The following is a 12021-nucleotide window of genomic DNA, read 5'->3' as shown; positions in this document are numbered from 1 at the left end:
GGCAAAAGTAACTAAACATATGGATATTTTAAATTCTTCAAGGCTATAAATAGAAATGCCGGAAAGTGCAAAATAATCCACCGGCATTTTATTGGTTACAGTTTATATGAAAAAATAAAAAGACTCATCATTAATAGATACGACATAACTGGGGGACTCATCGAAAACTGGTGATATCAATAGATTCCTCAAGTCATTGCTTTCGATTGATTTTGCTAAAAAATCAATCAAATCGTTCCTGTATGAAACGACTAATTCACCATTAAATAAAACCTTTTTTCCTTTGCGAAAAACAAGATTGTGGGCGATGTAATATTGATTGTCAGACAGTTTATCTTCCAGCTCGACAAACGTATCCACTGGGTATACAGCACCACACTTGGTTAACTCCAACATAGAAAAGAACAAATCACTCTTGTTCGAACCAGAGTAGATTTCCTTTCTCGTAAGAAGCTCAAATGAATAATTATTTTTCATCATTAATTCGGTATATCATAGAAAATATGACCATCCGTTTCATTGTTGTACCACTTGATATGTGGTGAGTCGCCGAATCCGCCTTCCGGCCCCATATGTTGTTCATAACCTTTAGGGTACTTTGGAATACCATCAGCACGTGCACTTTGTGTATGGGCTTTATAACGGTTCATGTTGCCTTGAGACTCTTGTAAAAATGCTTTTGCGTCAGTACTTGACTGCACTTTAACCTGGAATTTATCACCATTAGCAAGAGCGCTTTTCGAATCTTTTATCGCTTGATTCCATTCTTTACTTCCTCTAACTAATGGCTTCATTTCGGAAGCTTTGCTACTGAGTTTTCCTTTATATGCACTACACCCAGCTAGCCCCAGTGGATCAACCCAACTCAACGGATTATCCACATACCCCTGCGGCCGAGTCCCACCACCCAACCCCAGCGGATCCGGACTCAAATACTGCGCCGTCTCCGGATCGTAGTACCGGTGCCGATTGTAGTGCAGCCCACTCTCTTCGTCGTAGTACTGACCCGGAAAGCGAATCGGGCAGGTGGTCTTGTTGATCGGCACCACGTTGCTGCTGGCGAACTCGTCATTCGCGGCTTGCCATAGCCTTGCCTGGCCCCAGACGCTGGGGCTGTTGCTCCAACCCAGTTGGCCGCTTTCGTCCAGTAGCTCTCGGGGCGTGCCAAGGTGGTCGGTGACGATGTACCAGAGTTTTTCGCCTTGTTGTTGCGCCAGTGGGGTGATGCCGCCGGGGGCGTAGCTCCAGCGGGTGGCGTGTTCGAAGGCGACGGTGCCGTCGGCGTAGATGGGCGCGGCTTCGAGCAGTTGTTCGCCGCTCCACAGGTATTCCTCGCCGATGATGTGTTGTTCGCTGTGGGCGTAGATCGAGTTGCGTTTGTTGCTGCGGCTGAAGTTGAACTTGCGCGTGCGGCGGCCAAAGGCGTCGTACTCGTAGCGCCAGTGTTCGTTGTTGGGGGTGTAGAGGTCGGTGAGGCGGTTGTCGTTGTTCCAGCGGTATTGCCAGCGCTGGGGGCGGAAGCCGTGGCGGTCGACGATTTTTTCGGCCAGGCGGCCGCAGGGGTCGTAGCGGTAGCGGTTGGCCCCGGATTTGACCACGCGCCCGCCTTTTTGCTCAGCCTTGACGCCCATGCCTTTTGCGCTGTGGATCTGCCCTTCGCTGAGCAGGTTGAGGGCGTTGTCGTAGAGCCATTGCTGTGGCTGGCCCTGGCCCAGGTGGGCGGCGATCAGTTGCTGGTTGGCGTTGTAGCGGTAGTGGCTCTGGCCCCAGCGGTTGTCGTCGATCTGGATCGGGTTGAAGGCTTTGTCGTAGCGGTAGTGGCGTTCGACAAAAGAGGTTGTTGCTGCGCCGGCCTTTTGCTCGGTCAGCAGGCTGAGGCTGTTGTAGTGCTGGTGCAGGTTGAAGCCGGCGGCGCTGCTGCGCTGGATGTCGCGGCCCAGGGCGTCGCGGCTGATCTGCAGCGGTGCATGGCCGGCGATCAGCAGTTGCGCCAGGCCGCCATTGCGGTCGTGCTGCCACTGCACCTGGGGCAGGGCGGCGAAGGCTTCCTGGGCGTTGGCCTGTTCGGCGATGGCACCGGCTTGCTGGCCGATGGGCAGGCCACTGGCGGGGTCGTACTGGTGTTCGATCAGGCGGCCATTGATGCGTTCGCTGAGCAAGCGGCCCACGGCGTCGCGTTGGTATTCGATACGGGCGCCCGGGCTGTTGACGCCGATCAGGTGTCCGACGTCGTTGTAGTTGAACTCGGTCTGTTCGCTCAGTTCGCCGTTGGCCCGGTAGTGAGCGATGTTCAGCAGGCGCGCACTGGCGATGTCGTAGTGATAGGCCACGCGGGCGCCGTCGGCGCAGTGTTTTTCGCTGAGCCAACCGACGGCGTTGTAGCAATAGCGGGTGAGGGTGCCGGCGAAGTCGCGTTCGGCGATCAAGCGCCCGGCCTTGTCGTAGGCGTATTGATACACGTCGCCGACGCCATTGGTCAGGCGGGTCAAGCGGGTGAGTCTGTCGTAGCCCAGGGTCAGGCTTTGCCCGCCGGGGTAGGTGAGCTTTTCCAGAAGGTCGAAGGCGCCGTAGGCGTAGCGGGTGCGATGACCTTCGCCATCGATGAAGCTGGCCAGTCGGTGTTCGCTGTCGTAAGCCCAGTGTTGTTCGGTGCCATCGGCCAGGGTCACGCCGCTGAGGGAACCTCGGGGATGGGCGTGCTGGCTGTGGTAGGCATAACGGGTGATCTGGCCCAATGCGTCTTGCTGTTGGAGAGGGCGGCCCAGGGTGTCCAGCTGTACGCTGCTGATCTGGCCGTCCGGTTGCTGGATTTCGCTCAGGCGCTGTTTGCGGTCGTAGCGGTAAAGGGTCTGGGTGCCCTCCGGCCAGGTCTGGCTCAGCAACTCGCCATGGGCCCCGTGTTGGTAAGTGGTGGTACGCCCATCGGGGTCTTTGACGCTGCTGAGGTTGCCCTGGGCGTCGTACGCCATTTGCCAGGTGACACCGTCGGCGGCGACGTAGCGTGTCAGCAGGCCTTGGGTGTTGTAGTCAAAGGTGTGCCGGGTGCCGTCCGGGTTGATCTGAGTCAGCAGCTCGCCGAAGTCGCTGTAGCGGTAGGTGGTGGTGCGACCCAGAGGGTCGGTGGTGGCGACCTTGTTGGTGTATTCGTCCCACTCGGTCAGCCATTCGTGGCCCAGCGCATCGATTTTGCGCACCACCAGGAAGTTGCTGTTGTAGTAGTGCCGGCTGCTACCGCCTTCAGCGTCGTGGTAGTCGGTGCAGCGGTTGGCCTCGTGGTACTCGAAGCGGTCGGTGTAATGCCCGCTGTCGGCATGGGTGCGAATGACTCGCCCTTTGGCGTCGTAGGCAATGTGGAAATGGGTCTTGTCGGTGTCGTGCCACTGGGTCATGTGGCCGGCATTGTTGTAGGCGTGATATAGGGTGCCGAATTGATGGCTGGCACAGTCAGTCAGCATGTCGTGTTGCGCATAGCGGCAACTGAGCAAGCGGCGCGGGTGTTGTTCGCCGTCGTGCAGGGTGACGCCTGTCAGATGGCCTGTGCTGCTGAGCTCGATGTGCAACTGATAGCCGTCGCTGTGTTCGACGCGCTGCAACCGCTGCTGTGGACCGTAGATAAAGCGGATGCGGTTGCCGTTGCTGTCTTCGATCGCGGTCAGGGGGCGAGTGTGGTTCGGGCTGTGGGCAAAGCTCAGGGTCTGCTGGGTCGCGCGGTCATACAGGCGCAAGGTGCCCGAACGTTGGCCTCTGAGCAGGTAGCGCCCGTTACGTCGGTTATGGGCCTGGACTTCGTCGTCCGGCGCCTCGTAGTCCAGGGTGCTGCCGTCGACGGTGTGATAGGTAATGCGCTGGTGATCGAGCACCAAGTGCTGGGACCAATCGTCCGCCCATTTCCACCCGAATAGCCCGCGAAAGTCTGCCCGCGAGCGATACAGGCGCGAGAGTTTCAGCGGGAGGCTGCCGGGGATCTCCAGCACTGGCCAGGTTTGCAGGTAGTCACCGGTAGCGACGTCCACCGGCTCGCCTTCAAGACTGCATTTGCTGGTTTCGCAGTTTTTGCCGCTGTCGGAGGTCCTCCCGGTTTTCACGTCTTCTGCGCTGCCGTGGGCGGCACCTTGGGGTCTGACGTGAACGCCGTCGCCGGCATGGGCGACGGTTTCAGTGCGGTTGGCGTTTTTCAAGGCATTGGCGGCTTTGGCCGCTTCCGCAGCCTTGCCTGCCTTGAACAGCGTCCAGGGCAAGGTCAGGATCTCCACGCCCGCCCGGGTCACGGCCTCGATGTGATTGCCCTTGGACCAGGCATCGGTGACTGGTTTGACCAAGGCAGAACCCACGGCCTTGGCTCCGTTGCTGATGCTTGTTCCGACAGTCCCCGGGGTGATGTTGCCCAGGCGCATGTTCTCCGCGAGGATCTGCGCATCCAAGGCACGGCCGCGCAGACCATCGGCGGTGTAGTTGCTCTGCAGGCTCTTGGCTTGATGCTTGGCCCCGGTGTAGGCCAGTTCGCCGATTCCCATGACCGTGTCTTTGGCAAACCCGGTCACGCCACGGGTGACTTGCGCATCGGCGTCCGCCACCGCCGGAAAGTAATGGGCAATCAGCGGACCCATGGGCGTCGAGCCCAGCACCGCCCCTTGCTTGATGCTGGCGATGCCTTCATCGGCGCTTTTGTTCCAGCCGTCAAAATCGATGTACTTATCCAGCCCATCGATGTCGAGTTGCTGCTGTTTCAGGGCTTCGCGCTCGGCCTCCAATGCTTGCAGGCGTTCGCTGGTGCGTTCTCCGGGAGGGGCCAGGTCACTCGTCTCGCTGGCAACCGCAGTGGCCGACTGGGCCGTCGTCACAATCTTGCCCAGGGTGCCGCCTACACCGGCGGCGTTGCAGTTGATCAGGCAGGCGCTGTCATGCCGGGCCAGCGGCAGGCCATTGACCTTGACGTTGCCATGTCCCTCCAGCAGCTTGACGTTGCCCGCGCCCAGCGAGGTGCCGGCCACCACATGTGCGCCGGCATCGGCCTGGACCTGATTGAAGAGGTCCCCCAGCCGATAGACCTTGGTGCCACGGGCCTTGACGTCGCTGGAAGCCAGCACCGGTTTGTCCAATGTCGCGAACGAGTCGAAAGCCACCACCACCGGTCCGACCCAGCAGAAGTCCGGCACACTGCACACGGCTTGCCATTCACTGCTGTCATGGGCGACGTGGCGCTTGCTGCCCCCTTTGGCGGTGGCGGCCGCGTCCCTATCCACCGGCGCCGACTCGGCGGCTACCGCTTGAGTGGCGGCGGCTTTTTGCGCGTCCAGCTCAGCTTTCAGCTGCTGCAACTCACTGAGCCTGCGCTCATCCATCAAGCGTTGTTCCGCTGCCGCATCATCGGCGCTGTCGGAGATCGTCAATCTGTCCGTCATGTTCAAGCCTTCCCTGGCAACGCGGCGGTGCCAACCAGCGCCATGGTTATCTGGCTGATACCCGCCGTCACGGGCAGGCGCCAGAGCAGCACGGCCTGGCGCTGGTCCAGGTCAAGGCGCAGGGTGTCGAGCACCGGTACGCTGACGTAGGGCTCAGCGTCCGCGCTTTCACACACCACCAGCGGTGCAACTCCGGGCAACTGCATGAGGTAGTCACCCTCGCTCAGGCAGCCCTTGAGCCGCACGCTCTCATCACCGGTCAGATAGGGCACGGCCACCTGATCGGCCGGGGCGCTCTGGTAAAAGCGTGGGTCGAAGTCGTCCGGCAGCAGTGGATAGCGTTCAGCGAGCCATTGCGCGTCCAGCGTGCCTTGCAAGCCCACGCGCGGCTGCCACCAGCGCGCCAGCGCGGTCAGGCCCACGGGCTGCAAACGCTGCGAGGGGGCTTTGTAGGGATGTGCTGGGTCTTCAATCTGAGGGGCGGGCAGGCTGTCCAACTGCGCGATCTGTGCTTCGATGCGTTGGCGCACCGAAGCCTCCAGGGTGTTCAATTCAGCCGCGCTCGGCAGCCAGCCACAACCGGCGGTGTTGCTGGGGTAGCTGACGCTGGGAATCGGCGTCTGCCCGGGTGACGGCTCGGGGTCGTAGAAGCAGCCGCCAAACGCCAGGCGGTAATCCAGCGCGACCTTTTCCACTTTATCGGGGGCACTCAGCGTCCAGCCCATCAGCCCCTTGTGCACGGTGCGCGGGCCATGGACCTGCAAGCTCTTGCGCACCGCTCCGACCTGCACCTCGACCGGCCAGTTCGTGCGCCACTGCCCCTCAGCACTGTGCACGCTGCCTTGCAGCAACACATCGGTGCCGGGCTTGCCCAACAGCAGATCGCCTTCTTCGGCGATCACCGCCTGCAAGGGAAAAGTGGCTATCGGTCCATCGAAGCGATCGCCGAGGACAATCGCGCTCTGATCTGCACTCAAGGGCATGGCCAAGCCCTGCGCAAAATCAAAGGTGCCGCGAATCACCAGGATGTCCATGGGCACGCCCGCCGGGGTGGTTTTTTCATACAGCAGGTGTGGCAGCCCGGTGTGGTTCTCGATGTGGATGACGCCCATCACCAGCTACCGTCGATCAAGAGCGGCATGGCATCGGTCACATCCAGGCCTTTGAGCTGGGTGGTTTCGGCGTCCACCGGCAGGTTCGGCGCCGGTTGTGCGGTGCCGCTGTTGAGGTGCACGTCTGCGGGGGCATCGGCGTTGACCGTGTTGCCTGCCACCAGATGAATGTCCGGTCCGTCGAGGTAGATCCCGGCATCGGTGATCACCACTTTCGAGCGTCCGACCTGCAAGGTGATGCTTTCACCGTCCAGCTTGATGCTCGATCCTGGTCCGCTGGCCTCCGGCGCAGGCTCCTCACCCGCAGGCGGTGCGGCACTTTGCACGCTGCCATCGCCGACCTTGAGGCTGTAGGACGTGCCCACCACCGTGCTCTGGCTACGGCCCACCTGGGTGCTCTGGTTGATTCCCACCAGGGTGTTCATGTGCAGGCCGACGTTCTGGCTGTAGACCGTGCCGATGTTCATCATCTTGGCCAGCCCGACGTTTTGCAGAGAGGCCAGGTTGATGGTCTCGGTCTTGAAGCAGTCGACATTGATCGACCAGTTGCGCTTGATGCGATCACGTTCGTGGCGGTCGATGGTCTTGGTGCGATCACGTCCCACCCAGTGGGTTTCGTCGTGTTCGACTTCGATGTTCTGATCCCTCTCCGCGTGGACGTAGATCTCTTCGGCGCCCTTTTTGTCCTCGATGCGCAACTCGTTGGAGCCATTGCCGCCCAGGCTGCTGCGGGTCTTGAACACGCTGCGGGTCTTGTTCGCCGGCAACGGATAAGGCACGGGCGTGTGCTGGTTCGGTACGCAGCCGGTCACCAAGGGCTGTTCGGGATCACCGCCGATAAAGCTGACCAGCACTTCCATGCCGATCCGCGGGATGATCACGTGGCCAAAGCCTTCACCGGCCCAACTGGTGGCCACCCGCACCCAGCAGCTGGAGAACTCGTTGCGCTCGCCTTCGCGGTCCCAATGAAATTGAATCTTTATCCGTGAGAATTCGTCACACCAGATTTCCTCACCGGCAGGACCGGTCACCAGCGCGGTCTGGCTGCTCAGGCGGGGCTTGGGGGCGGGCTCTTGCGGCCGAAAGAAGGTGTCCCAGGGGATGGCGCTGAAGCGGTTGCGGTAACCCTGGGTAAAGCCGCCGTGGCGATCGTCGCTGGTGACCGACTCTTCCAGCACCTGCGGTTGTCGACCCTCATGCTCAACGCTGACCAGCAGCCACATCTGGTTGTATTCGCCGCGCGGATGCTCGCTGAGGGTGACCAGATGGCCGCAGCGAAAGCTCGACAGATCGCTCTGCCCCTTGGCCAACTGGTAATCGGCGCGATGGCCTTCAAGGGCGATCTGGCTCAGTTGCTGGCCCACCGCGCCGGTGCTGTAGCGGCCCGGGTAGCGATAGTCCTCAAGGATGGGGAGCGCCTCGCTCTGTGCGCAGCTGTGCAGGGTGCTGGGCACCGGATCGAGCGGGGCGCCGCTGGAGGCGCTGCGCGGGTCGGGCTTTTTCAGGTTGTAGTCGCGGCGCACCACCTGGCTGGTGCGGGTGCTGAAACGCATCGCGAAATGGCTGACCACCGGGTCTTCGGCGGCCAGGCCACTGCCTTGCTGATAGCGCGCGGTGGGCAGGATCGGGTAGTCGGTCTGGTTGTCGGAAAATACCAGCAGGTGCTGGTCGAGGCTGTGTTCGTGGTGCCAGTGAATGCCATCTTCAAAGCACAGGCGTTGCACAAACTGGAAATCCGTCTCCCCGTATTGCACGCAATACACCCTGGGCACCGAAGGCTTGGGAGCGATGTTGAAGCGGTATTGGTCGGCGAGGATGCCGTGTTCCTTGAGCACCTTGGCAATGATCTGCGGCACCGTCAGGTTCTGATAGACCCGTTGGTTGTGGCGGTGCTGCAACTGATAAAGGTGAGGACGCAGGATCAGGTGATAGCGGGTCATGCGCTTGCCGCTGTCGCCGATTTCGATGTCGTCGATCAGGCCGTGGATGCCTTCACCCTTGAGGCCGAACTGCAGGAACGCCGGCTGGTTGAGCAGGCTTTCCAGATCGACATTGGGGTTGTCCGAAACCAGCTCGATGTGGATCGCATACAGCTCGCTGATGGCTTCGCGACCCTTGAAGGCCAGCACCTTGAAGTCGTGGCGAACGGCAGGGATGGACAGCACGAAATGCGCAGTGTCGGCCGGCGCGAACATAGGCTCATCCTTAAGCTTGAGAGAGGCCAGACCCGCGCCGTACCTGGCCCGGGTGCAAAGTGGCGCTCAACCTAGCAAAGGGTGCGCAAAAACTAATATGGGATGAGTCTGGAAAGTCGCTTGAAATTTCCGGACCTGACTTTGCTGTCCGCAACCAGGAGCCAGGGATGGCTGAGCCACTCAGGTCATGACCCGGCTCAAGCTCACGGGTGGCTTGATTCGAAGAACGGACGACCGATGACGAGCCCGCTGAACCCCGTCAGCCCAGGCGTGCCGGGCGGCACGAGGCAAGCTCGGCAGAGCATTGGCCCAGCAGCAACTCCTGGCTGACCAGGCGGCCGACGGTGGGCGCCAGGGTCACCCCGGCATGCATCACCGCCAGGTACAGGCCCAGGTACTGCTGGCTCGGGCCAATGATCGGCAACTGATCACAGGGCATTGGGCGTTGACCGACCTCAACGCTGCGCAGGGCTATCTTCTCGGCGCCGCGGAACAGGCGGCGGATCGTGGCCATGGCTTGCTGCGCTATGGCCTCGGGCCCTTGAGGACCGCTGTCGTCGATGTAGTCTTCCGCCGCCAGCAGGCTGCCGTCCGCCGCTTCGCGAATCTCCAGCAGGCTGTTGGAAACCAGGGTCTTGACCAGGCCGCGCGGGGCATCGAAGCGGATCAGGATCGACGGCGAGGCCTGCACCGGCAGTTGGATTCCCAGGGGCGCCAACAGGGCAGGGGTGGCGCAGCCCGCTGCCAGGACGATGTGCTCGGCTAGGTAAGGCCCGGCCGCAGTGGTGATGCCGAGCACGCGCCGGCCCTCCACCAGCAACCCCTGTACCGGCGTCTGGGTAAGCACCCGGGCGCCGTGGGCCCGGGCCCCTTCGAGCAGCGTCTGGGTGGTGGCTACCGGGTCGAGGCTGCCTTCGCCGGGGGCGTACCGGGCTCGTTGCGGTAGTTCCTGCAGATTGGGTTCAAGTTCACCGATCCGGTCACGGTCGATCCAATGGGCGGACGACATCGGCCCCTGGGTATCGGTGTCTGTCGAGTCCGGGCCGGTTTCGGCATAAGTCAGTGCTCCGGTCCATTGAATCTGCAACTGGGGCAACTCCTGCTGCAGGCGTCGATAGTCCGCCAGCGCCAGGGAGCGCAGCGGCCGAGCGGCTGCCGGGAATTCGCCGTGTGGGTTGATCCAGGCAAAGGAATGGCGAGTGACCCCGGAACCGGGACTGGCTTGCTCGACCACCGTGACCTGCGCGCCCTGTCTGGCCAGGTGGTAGGCGATGGATGCACCGACGATGCCGGCACCGACCACAATCACGTTTGTAGGCTTCACACTGACCTCGTCTGCTGAAGACCGTACCTTAGCCGGCCATTTGTTGTTCAAGCCATTTGTTTATTGTTCTGAAATTGCAAGCAGCGGGCCGCTGCCCATCTTGGCGGCGGCCCGAGAGCCAATCGGCATCCCCATGCTTCATTGGGTTTTCAGCACCAGGCCTTGGGCCTGGGGCAGGGGGTTGCGCATCAACCGGCCCACCACCAGGGCCCCCAGCAGGGCGAGAATGCCTGCCACCGTCAGTACCAACCCGAAGCCGCCGACAAAGGCTTGCTGGGCCAGGGGTTCAATCAGGGCGCGGGTGCTTTCCGGCAGGCTCGCCAAGGCGCCCTGCATATCCCCGGCCACCACCCGCGAGGCGATGTCCGGCGCCTGGGCCAGCCAAGGCCCGGGCACCTGGCTGAGGCTGCCTTGCAGCCGTTGCAGGGTATGGCTGGCCAATAGCGCACCGAACACGCCGATGGCCAGCATGATGGCGCTGAAGCGCATGGTGGTGCTCATGCCCGAGGCCATGCCGGTGCGTTCCCGGGGCACGCAGGCCATGATGTTTTTCTGCGTGTCGCCGTTGAGCAGGCCGGCCCCTGCACCGGTCACGGCAATCGCCGCCGCGAAGCTCAGGTAGCCCCCGGCATGCACCGCCCAGGCACTGAGCAGGTTGCCGCAGCCCACCAGGGTCAGGCCAGCGGCCATCAGGGCGGCGGGGCTGTAGCGCCCGGCGAGGCGGGCACCGATGCGTGGGCAGATCAGCATGGTCAGGGCAAAGGGCAGCATGCCCAGGCCTGAGGCAATGGCGGAGAAGCCCAGACCGTTCTGCAGGTAGAAGGGCAGCAGGGTCATCATCACCTGGGCACAGCCGGCGTAGGCGAACATGCCCAGCAGGGCGCCGATGAACCGCGGATGGCGAAACAGTTGCAGATCGACCATGGGCCGGCGTTGCAGGCGCTCGATCAGCACGAACAGCCCCAGCAGCGCCACTCCGGCCAACAGGCGGGTGGAGGTGGCTGGGTGGCTCCAGCCGATGCGGTTGGCTTCGATCAGGCCCCAGATCAGGCACAGCAGGCTGGCGCTGAAGGCCAGGCTGCCCCAGGGGTCCAGGCGCGCCGCCTGGGTATCCCGGGATTCCGGCACGTTGCGCAGCACGCTCCACAGCAGCAGGGCGCCTACTGGCAGGTTGAAGTAGAAGATCCAGCGCCAGCCGAAGTACTCGGTGATCAAGCCGCCGACCGTGGGCGCGGCGGTCATGGCCATGCCCATGCAGGCCCCCCAGAAGGCCCAGGCCTTGGCCCGTTCCGCTTCGTCATGGAAGGTATGGCCGATGGAGGCCAGGGCCGAGGTTAGAAGCAGCGCCGCGCCCACGCCTTTGAGGGCCCGAGCGAGGTCCAGCAGCAGGGCGTTTGGGGCGGCGCCGCAGCCCAGGGAGGCAAGGATGAACAGGCCCAGGCCGCAGAGCAGGGTCCTCTTGCGTCCGAAGCGGTCCGCCAGGCTGCCCGCCGGCAGCAGCAGGGCGGCGAAGGCCAGCATGTAGGCACTGACCACCCATTCGATATCGGCGAAGTTGGCCCCCAGGTCGCGGGCGATGCTCGGCAGGGCCACGGCGACGATGTTGGTGTCCAGGACGATCAGCGAGCAGACCCCGGAAGCAGTCAGCAGGGTCAGGCGGGGATTGATGAGGCGGCTCATGGCGCTGTCCGCCGACTGAGGATGGACAGTGCTGTCAGTTCGATGCTCGCCACCACCGGTACCCCGTCATCGAGGATGACCACTGCACAGGGGCAGCCTTTGGCCTGGGTGGTCTGCTGGCCGGCCTTGAGCGGGACTGGGGGGCTGTTCAAAGGCAGGATTGCTTTGTGGGCAACGTTGGCTTGGATCTCTGCGGCCACGGCGCTCTGCAGGCAGCAGCAGGCGATCATTGCCAGAATCAGGGGTTTGACGCGCATGGCAAAGGCTCTCTACTGTGAAGGTCCGCTCAGCTTATCCCGGCCTTTGTG

General features: G+C 62.2%; 6 protein-coding genes. All 6 read right to left on the bottom strand.

The window, feature by feature from the left end:
- Positions 1-479: 479 nt before the first annotated feature.
- The 6 genes from WIN67_RS18765 to WIN67_RS18740 all read right to left on the bottom strand — a co-directional run bounded on the left by WIN67_RS18765 (position 480) and on the right by WIN67_RS18740 (position 11970).
- Positions 480-5402 carry an RHS repeat-associated core domain-containing protein gene (locus WIN67_RS18765; protein WP_339069836.1) on the bottom strand — a complete coding sequence of 1641 codons (4923 nt, stop codon included), beginning with the start codon at positions 5400-5402 and terminating at the stop codon, positions 480-482.
- A gap of 2 nt (positions 5403-5404) precedes the next feature.
- Positions 5405-6514 carry a DUF2169 family type VI secretion system accessory protein gene (locus tag WIN67_RS18760; protein ID WP_253085418.1) on the bottom strand — a complete coding sequence of 370 codons (1110 nt, stop codon included), beginning with the start codon at positions 6512-6514 and terminating at the stop codon, positions 5405-5407.
- Positions 6514-8709, bottom strand: a complete 2196-nt coding sequence (locus WIN67_RS18755; RefSeq protein WP_339069835.1) for a type VI secretion system tip protein VgrG — start codon at positions 8707-8709, stop codon at positions 6514-6516. The genes WIN67_RS18760 and WIN67_RS18755 overlap by 1 nt, the downstream gene beginning before the upstream one ends.
- Positions 8710-8968: 259 nt before the next feature.
- Entirely contained in the window at positions 8969-10033 is a 1065-nt protein-coding gene (locus tag WIN67_RS18750) for an NAD(P)/FAD-dependent oxidoreductase (RefSeq protein ID WP_273906186.1), read from the bottom strand.
- A gap of 138 nt (positions 10034-10171) precedes the next feature.
- Positions 10172-11713, bottom strand: coding sequence for an MFS transporter (locus tag WIN67_RS18745; protein WP_300245723.1), 1542 nt, complete (start codon positions 11711-11713; stop codon positions 10172-10174).
- Positions 11710-11970 (bottom strand): hypothetical protein, encoded by a 261-nt coding sequence (locus WIN67_RS18740; RefSeq protein WP_339069834.1) that lies wholly within the window; start codon positions 11968-11970, stop codon positions 11710-11712. The genes WIN67_RS18745 and WIN67_RS18740 overlap by 4 nt, the downstream gene beginning before the upstream one ends.
- Positions 11971-12021 lie beyond the last annotated feature (51 nt).

It is taken from the genome of Pseudomonas idahonensis (assembly GCF_037903935.1).
GTDB classification, from domain to species: Bacteria; Pseudomonadota; Gammaproteobacteria; order Pseudomonadales; family Pseudomonadaceae; genus Aquipseudomonas; species Aquipseudomonas danubii.
Note: the sequence above shows the minus strand (reverse complement) of the source record. Positions and strands in the feature narration are given on the sequence as shown.

What these genes read in the sequence shown, in the direction of transcription:
- WIN67_RS18765 (WP_339069836.1), bottom strand. Translation starts at nt 5,402, where the DNA reads ATGACGGACAGATTGACGATCTCCGACAGCGCCGATGATGCGGCAGCG.
- WIN67_RS18760 (WP_253085418.1), bottom strand. Translation starts at nt 6,514, where the DNA reads ATGGGCGTCATCCACATCGAGAACCACACCGGGCTGCCACACCTGCTG.
- WIN67_RS18755 (WP_339069835.1), bottom strand. Translation starts at nt 8,709, where the DNA reads ATGTTCGCGCCGGCCGACACTGCGCATTTCGTGCTGTCCATCCCTGCC.
- WIN67_RS18745 (WP_300245723.1), bottom strand. Translation starts at nt 11,713, where the DNA reads ATGAGCCGCCTCATCAATCCCCGCCTGACCCTGCTGACTGCTTCCGGG.
- WIN67_RS18740 (WP_339069834.1), bottom strand. Translation starts at nt 11,970, where the DNA reads ATGCGCGTCAAACCCCTGATTCTGGCAATGATCGCCTGCTGCTGCCTG.